The 14,976-nt window shown below is 50.3% G+C and carries 9 protein-coding genes, 1 pseudogene and 1 CRISPR repeat array; of the genes and pseudogenes, 4 read left to right on the top strand and 6 right to left on the bottom strand.

Translation table 11 applies throughout. From position 1 onward, the window contains the following. Nucleotides 1-184: 184 nt before the first annotated feature. The 3 genes from SPI9445_RS0106475 to SPI9445_RS0106465 all read right to left on the bottom strand — a co-directional run bounded on the left by SPI9445_RS0106475 (nucleotide 185) and on the right by SPI9445_RS0106465 (nucleotide 4,663). Nucleotides 185-637: a hypothetical protein gene (locus SPI9445_RS0106475; protein ID WP_017303920.1), complete on the bottom strand. Its 453-nt coding sequence runs from the start codon at nucleotides 635-637 to the stop codon at nucleotides 185-187. Nucleotides 638-883: 246 nt separating this feature from the next. Then, nucleotides 884-1,540, bottom strand: coding sequence for a glycerol-3-phosphate 1-O-acyltransferase PlsY (plsY, locus tag SPI9445_RS0106470; RefSeq protein ID WP_017303919.1), 657 nt, complete (start codon nucleotides 1,538-1,540; stop codon nucleotides 884-886). Between the two features lie 165 nt (nucleotides 1,541-1,705). Then, nucleotides 1,706-4,663, bottom strand: a complete 2,958-nt coding sequence (locus tag SPI9445_RS0106465; RefSeq protein ID WP_017303918.1) for a calcium-translocating P-type ATPase, PMCA-type — start codon at nucleotides 4,661-4,663, stop codon at nucleotides 1,706-1,708. Between the two features lie 181 nt (nucleotides 4,664-4,844). Between SPI9445_RS0106465 and SPI9445_RS0106460 the strand changes: the two genes are divergently transcribed. Further along, the gene (locus SPI9445_RS0106460) at nucleotides 4,845-4,961 is read left to right on the top strand and encodes a photosystem II reaction center protein I (RefSeq protein WP_017303917.1); all 117 of its coding nucleotides are present in this window, start codon (nucleotides 4,845-4,847) and stop codon (nucleotides 4,959-4,961) included. Between the two features lie 183 nt (nucleotides 4,962-5,144). Then, nucleotides 5,145-8,000 carry a DUF3769 domain-containing protein gene (locus SPI9445_RS24575; protein ID WP_017303916.1) on the top strand — a complete coding sequence of 952 codons (2,856 nt, stop codon included), beginning with the start codon at nucleotides 5,145-5,147 and terminating at the stop codon, nucleotides 7,998-8,000. 245 nt (nucleotides 8,001-8,245) lie between these two features. Next, nucleotides 8,246-10,253: direct repeats of the CRISPR family, unit length 37 nt; unit sequence CTTGAAATAACGTATAATGCCTATGAGGTATTGAAAC. Between the two features lie 67 nt (nucleotides 10,254-10,320). Here SPI9445_RS24575 and SPI9445_RS31965 read toward each other — a convergent pair. Together SPI9445_RS31965 and SPI9445_RS26910 are read right to left on the bottom strand one after the other, a co-directional pair. After that, on the bottom strand, nucleotides 10,321-11,994 hold the full coding sequence (locus SPI9445_RS31965; protein WP_026079579.1) for an AMP-binding protein: 1,674 nt from the start codon (nucleotides 11,992-11,994) through the stop codon (nucleotides 10,321-10,323). Further along, nucleotides 11,994-13,807, bottom strand: a pseudogene (locus tag SPI9445_RS26910) (aspartate kinase). The gene SPI9445_RS31965 and the pseudogene SPI9445_RS26910 overlap by 1 nt, the downstream one beginning before the upstream one ends. Nucleotides 13,808-14,224: 417 nt before the next feature. On the opposite strand from SPI9445_RS26910, the gene SPI9445_RS0106440 reads away from it, so the two are divergent. After that, nucleotides 14,225-14,449 carry a DUF433 domain-containing protein gene (locus tag SPI9445_RS0106440; RefSeq protein ID WP_017303915.1) on the top strand — a complete coding sequence of 75 codons (225 nt, stop codon included), beginning with the start codon at nucleotides 14,225-14,227 and terminating at the stop codon, nucleotides 14,447-14,449. Further along, nucleotides 14,446-14,724, top strand: a complete 279-nt coding sequence (locus SPI9445_RS31960; protein ID WP_017303914.1) for a DUF5615 family PIN-like protein — start codon at nucleotides 14,446-14,448, stop codon at nucleotides 14,722-14,724. Before SPI9445_RS0106440 ends, SPI9445_RS31960 begins: the two co-directional genes overlap by 4 nt. 7 nt (nucleotides 14,725-14,731) lie before the next feature. Here SPI9445_RS31960 and SPI9445_RS30365 read toward each other — a convergent pair whose 3' ends face one another. Beyond that, nucleotides 14,732-14,902, bottom strand: coding sequence for a hypothetical protein (locus SPI9445_RS30365; protein WP_017303913.1), 171 nt, complete (start codon nucleotides 14,900-14,902; stop codon nucleotides 14,732-14,734). Nucleotides 14,903-14,976: the final 74 nt, after the last annotated feature.

Here is a 14,976-nt window from a genome sequence, read left to right as displayed (position 1 = left end):
GCAATAGGAGAGAACTAAAGTTTGCACGACAAACGCTAGAGGCGTGAGAGAACTTTAGTTCTCATGAGGAACGGGGTTAAATGAATATGAAATGCTGAAAGGTTGGCTACTGTCGGGTTTTGGGTTTCGCTGTCGTTGTACCCAACCTACAGTTAGCCTTCTGTTTTCTGGTTCATATCCTCATTCATGACTGGGTGATGTTGGAAGTATTGCCACTCCCACTAATATCCACGTTAGCGGCTTTACTATCCTTCATTGATGCGATCGCCTGTCCCCTATCCATCCGACCGATGGTTTGTTGAACTGACTCACTCCCCTGAGCTTCGTCTGAGCCTTCTTTAATCTTCCCCAGCGCCGCCCTCAATTCCGCATCATTTTCTAACATTTCTGTGAGTTTTTGCTTAAAGGCTTCTTGCCAGAGTTTTTCATCCGGCTTTTTCGCCAACTCTTCCATCACCGCTTTAGTCGCCGCTTCGAGATCAATTTTCGGCTGTAACACTGCCCAGATTTTCTGGCTGACTTCCCATGTATTCTTCCCCACCTTACTCATCACATCCCCCACATCAACTTCCCCGGCTTTTTTGACCAGAAAGGGGACACAGGGAATCAAGAACCGAGAAACTGTAATAACGTCCATGAGTTCAATCCTCATCTACCGGATTAGAGAGTATCTGCACAAAACCGATATTTTGCCAATGTTGGGTAAGTTTTCGGCTTCTGTCGTTAACCCTTGTTCGGTTTTCTCTTCTGCTTTCATGAGCAGACGGCGTGGGAGTTAAGCCGGGATATCAAGACCTGCTAATCCCGCTTTTTTGCTGTTGAACACTCCCCATCCCAATTCTAATCTCAAAATCCTGACCATGCTACAGAGGAGAGGTAATGATCAACTGTCTACGGTCTTCTGTTGCAATTTATTGCCGATGGTGGGTTCTGTTCCGGCGAGAATGCGTTCAATATTGCTGCGGTGGCGGATAATCACGTAGAGGCCAGCTAGGGCGGCGAAGAGACAGAAGGGGAGGGGTTGGCCGAGGAGGAGCATGAGAAGATTAACGGCGATCGCACCACAAATAGACCCCAAGGACACAATCCGCCAAATTCCTAGGACGAGAGCAAACACCGCTAAGGTACCCAGTGCGACCCAAGGATTCATCACGAGCAAGACTCCTAAACTCGAAGCTACAGACTTGCCCCCTTGAAAACCCAACCAGACCGATTTACTGTGACCAATAATGGCGATAATGCCCGCGAGGGTGATTAACCAAGGTTTCGCCGCGAGAGGCAATTCTACGGCCAGACTGGGGAGGTTATAGATGAGATGAACTAAGGCAATCGCCAGCGCCCCTTTGAGCATATCAATCAACAAGACAGCGAGGGCGGCTTTTTTCCCCACATGGCGCAAAACATTGGTGGCCCCGGTTGATCCGGAACCCTGTTCCCGAATATCAATCCCTTTCAGCCAGCGCGCTAATAAGTACCCCGTGGGAATTGACCCCAATAAGTAGGCACACAAAATGAGCAAGCCACCAATAATCAATGACACAATAACCAATCCTCAGAGACAGCGATGAAGCCCTAGGCTTAGGGCTTTTGTTCAGCGGGGTTTCTCAAAGCACTCCCCGCCCCCATTTTAGCAGGATGTGGCTTTGATCCATTATGAATTATTAGTTATCAAAGCGGGGTCAGAGGCAAAAGGCAGGAGTTTGGACTATTCCCGATTCCCGACTTCGGACTCCCGACTTTCCCGTAATCGTTGGGTAAAACGCCAGATTTCACCACTCCAGAGAATCACCGAAGTTCCGCCAATAATCCAAGACCAATCTTCTAGGGAGAGGGGGACTGTGCGGAAGACTTCCCCGCCAAATTGAATGATCACGACCTGCCCGACTAAAATAGTCGTTGCGATCGCCACAAAACTCCAATTTTCGCTTAACTTGTGAAAAGCCGACTGTTTCAGCCCCAAACACCGGGCATTAAACAAGTTCCAAAACTGCAACATCACAAACACCGCAAAAAAGATCGAGAGTTCATAATCCGTCATCAGATGATCCCGTTGTAGATAGCGCAAAAAGCCCACTAAAAACAGCAGGAAAATCACCCCACTAATACAAATATTCCGACCCATCTTGCCCGAAATAATAAACGCATCGCGGGGACGGGGAGGATAGTCCAGAACACTATCATGGGGCGGTTCTGTCGCCAAAGCGAGGGCGGCGAAAGTATCCATAATCAAATTCACCCATAACATTTGAGTCACCGTCAGGGGAAGGGAAACACCGATGAACGGCCCCAACAAAGCAATCCCCAAAGCCACCACGTTAATAGTGAGTTGGAACAGAATAAAGCGTTGAATATTCTCATAAAGCGATCGCCCCCAAATAATCGCGTTAACGATACTTTGAAACGAATCATCCAACAAAATAATATCGCTTGCTTCCTTAGCAATCGCCGTCCCACTGCCCATTGCTAGCCCCACCTTCGCCTGTTTCAGCGCCGCCGCGTCGTTGGTGCCATCCCCCGTCACTCCCACCACTTCCCCTTGTTCTTGCAGCAGTTTCACCAAACGCAGTTTATCCAACGGCACCGCACGGGATAGCACCTTTAAAGACTTCACCCGTTCCCTCGCCTCCTCATCAGGCATCTGGCGGAATTCAGGCCCCGTTAAACAGCCTGTTTCCCAAGTCTTGTCATCCTCACAGAGTCCAATTTGACGGGCAATTTCTTGAGCCGTTTGGGCGCCATCTCCCGTCACCACCTTGACCTGAATTCCCGCACGGCGACAAGCTTGGATGGCCGCCGGAACTTCCGTCCGTAGGGGGTCTTCAATGGCCACAAAGCCCAGCCAGGTCAGATAATGCCCCATATCATCTAGGTCAAACTCTAGTAAATTATCCGGCAGGTCTTGATAGGCAAAACTGAGAATGCGCATTCCCCGCTTTTGATAGGCCGTAATCGCCGCCAAAATCGGTTCCTTATTGTGTAAAGGGAACACCCCATATTCCGTCAGGATATGGGAACAGCGATCTAAAATCACCTCCGGAGCCCCTTTAAGATGGAGAATATCCTTCCTTGTCACCCCAGAACGTCCCAAGGTCGCCATCCATTTATTTTGGGTTGAGAAAGACATCCGAAAATGGATATGAAAGCCTCGGCGGTAGTCCATATAATCCAGCTTTTCCTGATCCAACCACAACAGCAGCGCCCCTTCCGTGGCGTTGCCAATGGCCTCCACTTGCCCATCTGCCAACAGATCCAAGTCCGCCGTACTATTTCCGGCGATCGCCTCCGCAATCAAACGGCGATTAAACTCCAAATCCGTGAACTTCGTACTGTGGAGACTGGGGAAATTCACCTCATGGATCATCATTTTATTACGGGTCAACGTTCCCGTTTTATCCGAACAGATCACCGTCGCCGCCCCAATGGTTTCGCAAGCGTGCATCCGCCGCACCAAATTATTAGAAGCGGCCATCTTCTTCATGCTATAGGCCAGAGACAGAGTAACACTCATGGGCAAGCCTTCCGGCACCGCCACCACAATAATCGTCACCGCCACCATAAAATATTGCAACAGAGAACTACTGACCTCCGTCGTCAACCAGCCATCTTTAAGCGTAGGCAAGAAATCCAACAGCAAGCCAATCGCTACCCCTACCCCCGAAACGGCCAGACCTAAGAGCAAACTTTTGAGCCAGGCCTTCAGTCCATCCTCAGTGAACCCAGAGGGTAACTCCCAATCCTCATCCATCAAACTCAAGCCATCGGACACCACCGGACCCCAAACAGGAGTTAAAAACACCACCACACTGAGGATTAAAACCCCTAGAAAATAGCCTTGGGGTGCCGTCAGGATTAATTCACGAGTCAACAGGCCACGCAGCAAAAGAGCCGAAAAAATCAGCGTCGCAAAAGATAAACCGACCAAGCCAATGAGTTGGCTCAGTTTTTCTAACTGCTGATTGAGGGGCGTTTCATCCCCCGATTGCACTGTAGCCACCGCCGTGGCCAGTTGACCGATTTCCGTTTGATCTCCCACCGCCGACACGGCAAATAGACCATTCCCTTGGTCTACAATCGTGCTACGGTACACATTAAACACCGGATACGTGTCCTCATGGACTCCCTGTTCTTCCGCTTCCGTGCGGGTCATTTTCTGGATGGTTTCTGACTCTCCCGTAATCTTCGACTCATCAATTAACAACGACACCGTTTCCAACAGTTCCCCATCGGCGGGAATCTCCTCCCCCTGTTCCACATAGACCACATCCCCCACGACTAAATCCTTACGGGGGATGGTGGTGAAACGTCCATCGCGCATCACCCGCACCTGTACATCATCTACATACTGATTGAGGATGGCAAAGGCTTGATTAGCGCGGTACTCATTAATGAAAGCCAAGGTAGTCGCCAAGACAATGGCCATAATAATCCCCAGGCCTTCCACATATTCCCCTTGGAATCCACCCACGACCAAAGCAATAATGGCGGCAATCATGAGAATGCGAATCACCGGGTCAGCGAACTTCTCCAAAAACAAGACCCACCACGGATCCCGTTTCGGGGGGGTCAAGACATTGCGTCCGTATTTCTGACGATTGAGTTCAACTTGTTCTGAGGTGAGTCCCTGTTTAACAATGGCGCGATCGCGCTGGTTTGGGGTCAACATAGATAGAGAAAGGGCGTTACCGAAGGCACGGCTTAAATAACCAGTGTTCTTTTTATCCTAACCTGCCGACAGGATGTTAGATTATGATAACATTTGTAAATATTGTCAGGTCTTAGTTTTGGGGAATCCCCCCGCCTGAACACCTGCTCGCAATGCCATTTTAATTTTAGGAGATTAATAAATGCTAACTCTCAAGATTGTTGTTTATTTAGTGGTTGCCTTCTTTGTCAGCTTGTTCGTCTTCGGTTTTCTCTCCAATGACCCCTCTCGGACTCCGAGTCGTCGGGATTTGGAATAATATCAGCCTTTGATCCGCCCAATTCTTACAAGAGAACCGCCCAAAATCGGCGACTATGCCTCATGGGGGCAAGTCACACCTTGCCCCATTCCACAGATTTCTAAGCCGTGGCTTAAGTCAGGATTGCCTACTCTACTCCTCCCCCTCTGTCTTTGGATCTTGACAGTCTCTAAATCTTGACAAATGCCTCAATTTGTGATACCCCCTTCTATCCCCCCGATCCAACTGATTTCAGAGTCTCCTGCCACCGCTCAGGCGGCAACCCCCCAGATGCCCTGTCCGGGGGTTGTTGTGGATTGTTCCCCCCTTGCCCAAAAGCCCAAAACCGAGGTCGTCTTCACCCCTTCAGACCTACAGACCAGCCAGTCTTTCCCCTTAGAACAAAACTCCCAGCCTTGGCAGCCTTTTCCCCCTCTCTCCCGCCTCAGTCAAGTAACCACTGGGGAACATCTCGGTCGGCAAACCCATCCAGAATCCCATGCCTTGGACACTTATGATTCTTTTGGGTTAATGTTCCTTTCTGATCTACCCGCCACCCCCAACCTAACCCTCGCCTCTCTCCCCCTAGAAGCGACCGACCGCCCCGTGGAAAGCAGCGATGAACTGACTTCCCCCATTTCTCCCCTCGCGACTGCCGCCCCCTCCCCTCCCGACCGCTTCGACCCCGAAACCCATAACTCCTCAGAAGTCCTCGGGGAAGCCATTACCCGGACAAGTCGCCCCCCTCAAGTCACCTTTGCCCTGCCCTCAGACCGCCAAGCCCCTTTACTCCCCCAAAATTCGCCCCCCGTGGCGGAAACTCCCTCCCCAACTATTGTTTTTGATCAGCCGGTACCCCTCCAATGGTCAGAAGATGGGGATCCCCGTTTAGATTCCATTCAAGACGTTGATCCTACCCATCTGCGCATTGAAGATGAGGACGGTCAGGTGATTGAGTACGAATTCAACGCCCCCCAGACTACTGATGATTTCCCCCTAGATGAAGCCATCGATGACGCGGTGGAGGATGTGACCCCCGAAATTCCCCCCGCCCCCAGACGGCAGCCCCGAAACCGAGTACGAGAAACCGAAGCCGACGAAGAACTAGCCCCCACTTCCCCGCCGCCCGCCGTTGCCCCACCCCCCCCCGCCACCCCTGACCCCAGAGGCATCTTACAGGTCAATGCAGACCGTCAAACCTACGACGACAACCAAAAAGTCATTTTCGCCAATGGAAACGTAATTCTGCGCTTCTCCCGGGCTGTTCTCACCGCCGACCGGGTACGAGTGAGTTTGCCCAACCGGGTAGTTTATGCCGAGGGCAATGTAGCCCTACGGCGAGGGGATCAAGTGTTGCGGGGGGAACAGTTCGAGTATCAATTAGTGCAGGATCAGGGGATTATTCGTCAAGCCCGAGGGGAAATCTATCAACCGACCTCTGGGCGGGATTTAGACTTTCAACTCTCCCCGGCCGAAGCCGCGGCCATTGTACCTGAACGGCCTTTGAGCGATCGCATCCAAGCCCAACAACCCCTACAACGCATCACCACCAGCACCGGGTACACCTTCGTTATTGGGGGAATTCGGGTCGGGAGTACCAGCAACATTAACCCCACCCCTGATACTATTGTGCAATCCGTCCCGGTCCCCGGAGGCAGTGGACAAGTCAACCGTCTGCGCTTTGAAGCCGACTTTGTAGAATTCGACTCCCAAGGGTGGCGAGCGACCAATATTCGCATCACCAACGACCCCTTTTCCCCCCCTGAGTTAGAAGTCCGGGCAGATACCGCCCGACTCAATCGCCTCAATGAATTTCAAGATGAACTGCTCACCAGTCGCTCCCGTCTAGTCTTTGATCAAGGCTTCACCCTCCCTATTTTCCTCGACCGTATTCTCATTGATCGCCGTCCCGACGACCGAGGAGAGGGTTTATTTACCTTTGGCATTGATGGAGCAGAACGAGGGGGCTTTTACCTCACCCGCACCTTTACCATCATCAAAACCCCTCAAGTTCTCTGGCAAGTCAGCCCAGAATACTATCTCCAGCGCGCCATCTTTGAAGAAGGCTTTTTAGACCCCTCTGTGTTTGGGGTCAGAAGTACCCTCACCGCCGACCTAAGCAAACGCACCAAATTCCGAGGCAACGCCAGTTTAACGGGTTTAGACCTCGAAAACTATCAAAATCGTTTTCGCGCCAGTGCGCGCTTAAATCATCTGATTGGGGATATTAATAAACCCCACACCCTCGCCCTAGAATATAGCTATCGAGATCAACTCTTTAACGGGTCATTAGGCTTCCAAACCGTACAAAGTAACCTCGGGGCTGTTTTAACCTCCCCCGTGTATGTTTTAGGGGACACAGGAATTAACTTGACCTATCAAGGAGCCATTCAAATCATCAACGCAGACACCGACCGAGCGGATTTACTGGCTCCCGTGCGGGAAAATAACCGCGTTACCCTCACCCGCTATCAAACCGCCGCCCTACTCAGTCGGAGTTTTATGTTATGGCAAGGGGAAGCCCTACCTCCCACACCAGAAGAAGGACTGCGCTACACCGGAACCCCCGTGCAGCCTTATCTTCAACTCTCTACCAGTGTCACGGGAGTAGCGAGTTTATACAGTAATGGAGACAGTCAAGAATCCTTGAGTGGTACTGTTGGTTTACAGGGGCAAGTGGGGCATTTTTCCCGTCCTTTCTTTGACTACACGGGCTTTAATGTGAGTTATTCTCAATCCGCATTTACCAATCAATCCCCCTTCTTATTTGACCGCATTGCCGACCAACGAACCCTTTCCTTTGGCATTGTGCAGCAAATTTATGGGCCGTTCCGTTTGGGGGTGCAGTCCTCGGTTAACTTGGACACCGGGCAAGAAATTAGTACAGATTTCTCTCTAGAATATAGTCGTCGCACCTATAGTTTAATGTTGCGCTATAACCCTACGTTGGCTGTGGGTTCTTTTCAGATTCGGATTGGTGACTTTAACTGGATTGGTACTCCGGATCCGTTTGGGGGGAGTCAGCGCATTCGCCCCGTGGTTAATGGCGTCACCAATTGATACTCCCCTGTTACAATTAGCGCGACGGGGTGGGTGTTTTTTTGAGGGGATCGGGGAAAATGGCTGAAACTCAAGGAGGGTCTGGGTTTGAATGGCTCTTGAGTTCAGAGACCGTCGCGCACCTTACAGGGCAAGGGTTTCAGCCTTTTCTTGTCTTTTCCCGGAGGCTGTGTTATAGTTTTGGGGTGGGTGTCGCGCAAGTCAAGCGGGAAAGTTCCACTAGGTAACGGTTTCAGAGTGCCGCTCTTGAAATAACGTATAATGCCTATGAGGTATTGAAACACATCGGTAGGCCGCATCCTTGCAGGAGATTTCCTTGAAATAACGTATAATGCCTATGAGGTATTGAAACGCTTAAGTATTCCTCGCAGTAGTGCGAGGTTTTAACTTGAAATAACGTATAATGCCTATGAGGTATTGAAACACTACTAACAAAGGACATGGCTAAACGGAAAGGCACTTGAAATAACGTATAATGCCTATGAGGTATTGAAACAGATACGCTATATTGAGACAATAGTTTCACACTAACAAACTTGAAATAACGTATAATGCCTATGAGGTATTGAAACGGGCTCTTTTCCGCTTTTATCGTGCTTTGTATTTCTTGAAATAACGTATAATGCCTATGAGGTATTGAAACGCGAGGAGCTTACACTTTAAAGGATTTTTGCGGACTTGAAATAACGTATAATGCCTATGAGGTATTGAAACACGGATAATGTTTTTTTCAGGCCTGTGAATCCTCCTCTTGAAATAACGTATAATGCCTATGAGGTATTGAAACACTCGGGTTGATCTGGCGTGCGACGATTATACTAATCTTGAAATAACGTATAATGCCTATGAGGTATTGAAACCCCATCATTGCATCTTGAAGGTCATCGTCCAAGTCAGCTTGAAATAACGTATAATGCCTATGAGGTATTGAAACGCCTAGCGGCAAGGCTAAAGCCTCCGATTCCGCCACTTGAAATAACGTATAATGCCTATGAGGTATTGAAACAGAGAATAACACGAGATTAGAAGATATCATGATGCCAATTCTTGAAATAACGTATAATGCCTATGAGGTATTGAAACCAATCCCGTATATTGCAAGACATCGACAACAACTTGCTTGAAATAACGTATAATGCCTATGAGGTATTGAAACACCCCTAACGATTTGGCAATAACGGAATCAGGGACTTGAAATAACGTATAATGCCTATGAGGTATTGAAACGTACTCATGGTTGTCCTTATGTTTGCATAGATGGGGCTTGAAATAACGTATAATGCCTATGAGGTATTGAAACCAATTTGTACTTACATCCTGACGGCTCGGAGTACACTTGAAATAACGTATAATGCCTATGAGGTATTGAAACACGGTAACTCCCCCCAACTGGGTATTCAAGCCGGCTTGAAATAACGTATAATGCCTATGAGGTATTGAAACTTTTTTGGGAGTGTTGGCGGTGAAGTCTGGCAAGTCTTGAAATAACGTATAATGCCTATGAGGTATTGAAACGCCTTTTTCTGGTCGGCGAGGGCTTTAGCCTGTAACTCTGCCTTGAAATAACGTATAATGCCTATGAGGTATTGAAACTTCTGTGAGACCCGTAACCGTGACCGTGGCTGTAGCCTTGAAATAACGTATAATGCCTATGAGGTATTGAAACTTACGCGGAGGAGGACTTCCTCCCCAAGTATAAGGAGCAAATCTTGAAATAACGTATAATGCCTATGAGGTATTGAAACGGACCAAGAGAGCGAGCGCGATCACCTTATCCAACTTGAAATAACGTATAATGCCTATGAGGTATTGAAACGGACTGCAATCAACCCCGAAAAACCATCTCCTTTGCTTGAAATAACGTATAATGCCTATGAGGTATTGAAACAAACTTTGATCCACTTCTGGGCTTTACGTTCCCATCCCCTTGAAATAACGTATAATGCCTATGAGGTATTGAAACTCGATGTTCAATCCTGATTTTTTCTTCTTTTTCCAAAAACTTGAAATAACGTATAATGCCTATGAGGTATTGAAACGTTCGTTCCTCGGGTGACTCCCAACGGTTGTTATCTTGAAATAACGTATAATGCCTATGAGGTATTGAAACACTCCCATCCAGACGTTGGTGAGGGGGTAGGGAAAGCTTGAAATAACGTATAATGCCTATGAGGTATTGAAACCTTTTATCCCTTTTGAGGATAGATTGTGTCTGCCTTGAAATAACGTATAATGCCTATGAGGTATTGAAACATAATTTCTAATACATATCTTTTTCTCGCAACATTTTTGCTTGAAATAACGTATCGTCTGTGTCAACTCAAAACTTTTTCAAGGCTAGACCATAGTCTACTTTGGCATTATGTCGAGGATCAACGGGGATGTGGGGGACGATTTGGACTTGCTGGAAATGCGCCCAGTCCAAACGGGCGAGGAAGGGGCGCAGGGGTGAGTAAGGGGTGAGTAAGGGGTGAGGGGGCCAGTCTGAGGACTGGTGGCGGGAAATAATACCGAAGCGGGGGAAAAAGGACAATAACAGTCGCCAGAGGAAAGACTTTAAACCCCAACCCTTGGGGCTTAACTCTAACACTAACACCCGTTGCCCCCGACGGGAGAGCAGGAAGGAACGCACCACAGCCGGACATTCCGCCAAAACCCCCGCCACCCCTAGGGGATAGAGAATGCCCTGTTCATCTGCCACACAGCCTACACAGCGCCCCAATAACCATAACTGCCCCTCGTTGTCCCGATAACCCATATCTCCCGTCCGGTGCCATACTTGCTCCCCGACCCTAAATTTCGTCGTGGGATTGCCATACCCGCGCCAATAGCCCCCCAAAACATGATCCCCACTGACGACAATTTCCCCCGCTTGGTGGGGGGGTAAACAGTGGTCTTGAAATTCCCCCACCGTGAAAGGCCCCAAGGGTTCTCCCCAACGGGGGGGGATGATGGCCAAGTTCAGGACAGGCTTTCCTAGCAGTAATCCTCCCCCAGCGGCCATTTTTTGCCAGTTTTGAGGGGAAACTGTGCCATAATCCACCCTCGCCATCGGTTCGGCTTCCGTTGACCCGTATAGACCGATTAAGGCGGCTTGGGGGGCCATCTGTTGGAGGGCTTGGACGGTGGGGGGAAAAATGGGCGCACCTCCCATAAAGACCTTTTGTAGGGAAGGGAAGGTGAGATGGTGCTGGTGGCTATAGTGGCTGAGGCGGTCAAGGAAGGCGGGAGAGGCAACTAATCGCGTCACCTGATGCCGCTCTATTTGACGCAGGACGGGCTTAGGGTCGATTTTCGCCAAAAACTTCAAATTTCCGGGGGGAATGATGCTGGTGACTCCAGCCGCAAGGTTGGCGAGGATGAATATGGGGAGGGTGCAGAGGTCAATTTGTCCGGGTTGGAGGGTGAGGATGTCTTTTAGGATGTGGTACTGGTGGAGTAAAAAGCCGTGACTGCGGAGGGCGGCTTTGGGCTGTCCGGTGCTACCACTGGTGAAGGTGAGGAGGGCGGGGGAGTCGGGGGTTAAATCGACGGGGGCGGGGGTTTTGTGGTCGGGTGGGGGGAGATGGTGCCAGGAGAGGGTGTCAGGGATGGGGGGGCCGATGGCGATTTTTAGGGGGATGCGACGTAGGGGGGCGGAGAGGGGGAGGAGACTGTAGGCTTTACTGGTGGCGATGAGGGCGTGGGGAGGGAAGAGACGGCAACAGTGGTTAATGTGGGGGATGCCTGCGGCGGGGTCGAGGAAGAGGGCGACGAGGCCGAGACGAAAGAGGGCACCGAGGATGATATAGAGTTCGGCGGAGAGGGGGTGGAGGATGAGAACGCCTTGGCCGGGCTGAAGGTGTTGGCGTTGTAAAAAAATAGCCACCCGTTGCACCTGGGCATCAAGTTGGGCAAAGGTGAGACAACGGGGGCGTTTTAGGGAACTATCCCAGAGGGCAATGGTTTCTGGGGATTGGTGAACGGGGATTTGCAGGAGGTCTACCAGATTCATTAGACGGGAACTTCTAGTTTAGATTTCCCGGCTAGGCCGAAGGCTTCATGAATCACTTTGAGAGCGGTCACGGCTTGTTCTTCGGCGACGACGCAACTAATTTTAATTTCGGAGGTGGCAATCATTTGAATGTTGATCTGGTGTTGGGCGAGGGCCTCGAACATTTTGGCGGCGACACCGGGATGACCGACCATGCCTGCCCCGACGATGCTCACTTTGGCGATCGCACGATCCACCGAAACTTCCCCAACGCCCCACTGGGAGACTTGGGCGGCAAGGAGTTGCTGGGCTATTTCTGCATCCCCTTGGGCGACAGTACAGGCTAAATCTCGGGTGGGTGTGCCGTTGATAATGCGACAGCGTTGGGACTGAATAATCATGTCTACGCTGATGTTTTCTTGGGCGAGGAGGCCGAAAATTTGGGCGGCCATCCCCGGTCGGTCGGGGACATGGCGCAGGCCGAGACGGGCTTGATTGCGGTCTAGGGCAATGCCTCGCACCGGGGGGGCGGTTTTGCCGTTGGGGGCGGGGGGGTGAGTTGGACGGGGGAGGTGTTGACCCCAAAACTTTGACAGAGGGCTTGGATGGCGCGATCGCAATCTACCGCATCAATCACACAACTCACCTTAACTTCTGAGGTGGAAATCATGCGAATATTCACCTTTGCCTGGGCCAGCGCTTGGAACATTTGGGCAGCAATCCCCGGACGGCCAATCATCCCCGCCCCCGCAATACTCACCTTAGCAATAGTGCGATCAATCATCACCTCCGCCTCATCGGGGGCGCTGGAGGGGTGGGATCTTAAAACAGGTGCGATCGCCTCAGCCACCGCTTCCGCCTGTTTTAACATCCCTTTAACCACCGTGAAAGCAATATCATTGCTATTCCCCTCATGAATGGACTGGATAATTAAATCCACATCCACATCTTGGCGGGCAATTTCCCCAAACAACTTGGCCGCAATCCCCGGACGGTCTGGCACCCGCAACAGGGCAATTTTCGCCTGGGCTGGGTCAAACTCAATAGCATCCACCGCCTTAGTAATTTCCAGATTCTCCAAAGAGCGAGGCTGGGGTAAGCCCGACACTACCCGCGTTCCGGGGTCATCCGTCCAACTGGACAACACCACTAAAGGAATGCCATAGTTGCGGGCAATTTCCACCGCCCGAGGATGTAGCACCTTCGCCCCCAAACTGGCCAACTCCAGCATCTCATCGCTAGTAATTTCATCCATTAACTGGGCTTCCGGCACAATGCGGGGGTCAGTGGTCAAAATCCCCGGCACATCGGTATAAATTTCGCACTGACTGGCCTGTAACGCCGCCGCCAACGCCACCGCCGAAGTATCCGACCCCCCCCGCCCCAAGGTGGTGATCTCCATCTCATCCCCTTCGGTAATGCCCTGAAATCCAGCCACTACCACCACTTTGCCCTCATCCAGATGTTTGCGCATCCGTTCGGTTTTAATATTCAAAATCCGCGCCCGACTGTGGGCAGTTTCCGTCACAATGCCCACTTGCGCCCCCGTGAGGGAGATAGCAGGCTGTCCGAGAGTTTGCAGCGCCATGCTTAACAAAGCAATAGAAACTTGTTCCCCCGTCGAAAGCAACATATCCATTTCTCGACGACTGGGAGAGTCCGTAATATCATGGGCTAACTTGACCAAAGCATCGGTGGTCTTACCCATTGCCGACACCACCACCACAACAGAATTTCCCTTTTGTACCGTCTTCTGGACTCGTTCTGCCACCGCTTGAATCCGTTCTACTGTCCCGACGGAAGTTCCCCCATATTTTTGAACGATGAGTGACATAATTCTCAGACTCCTCTGGTGCCTCGCAATCATTGGTGCTGAATCACTTTAGCAAAGTTAGTTCAGAGAAACCGCTTAATTTTACATATTTTTGGGATTAAGCCCGGTCTAAGGGGTTTTTGTTGGTTCTTTTGTTCTAAGTCAAATTAGCCCAGGTCGGGAAAAAGGTTATTGCCATCTTCCCCGGAAAATTTGACCAACTCTTAGAACAAGCCCTTTTCCGCTCCACTGAACCCAAAGTTCATATGATTGCTCAAGTGAGCTATGATCATCGCGAACTCGCCTTAACAAAAATGTTGCGGAATTCCCCTTCCTCGCTTGCAGGGAGGGGAGGGATAGCAACCCAGTAATAAACTGAGCGACAGCGAATCCTTAGATAAAATCCTTCCCGGTAAACCACAAAAGGAGGAACAGCCAATGGACTACAGAGAACGAATTACCCTAGAACCGGGTAAACGCAGTGGTAAACCCTGCATTCGCGGTATGCGGATCACTGTTTATGATGTGCTATCTTATTTAGCCTCTGGCATGACTTACCAAGAAATTTTAGACGACTTTCCCTACCTCACCCAAGAAGATATCTTGGCTTGCCTCAGTTACGCCGCCCATCGGGAACAACAAACCCTACTGGTGCAAGCATGAAGCTGCTATTTGACCACAATCTTTCACCTCGGCTAGTACAACGACTCGCTGACCTGTTTCCTGAATCAACCCACGTTTACTCCAATGATCGCGAGGTTTGGGATTATGCCAAGCACGATGAATTCATTATCGTCACCAAAGACAGCGATTACAACGAACTCCTCACATTAAGAGGCTTTCCCCCGAAAGTAATTTGGATTCGTCGTGGCAACTGCTCTACCACAGACATTGAAACAATCCTGCGAAGCGGCAGATATTCAAACCTTAATCACTGACTCTACCCTAGGCATCTTGACCCTCTACTAGCAATTGAGAATGACCGTGCTGAGAGATGAGAGGTGCAAGTTGACCGACGACCTGAATTAAAAGAGCAGCCGCTTCCTCAATCTCAGCTGGGGTGGTAAATTTCCCCACACTAATCCGCAAGGCGCTGTCAATTTGTTCTTGGGGCAATCTCAAATTAACCTAGGTGTGGACTGGTTCTCCGGTTGAAGGACGATTGACTCAGAGTTTCCTCCTCTGGGCAA

Origin of the sequence: Spirulina subsalsa PCC 9445, assembly GCF_000314005.1 — a bacterium.
Classification (GTDB): Bacteria; Cyanobacteriota; Cyanobacteriia; order Cyanobacteriales; family Spirulinaceae; genus Spirulina_A; species Spirulina_A subsalsa.
The sequence above is the reverse complement of the archived record's forward strand: the minus strand, read 5'-3'. Positions and strand labels throughout refer to the sequence as shown.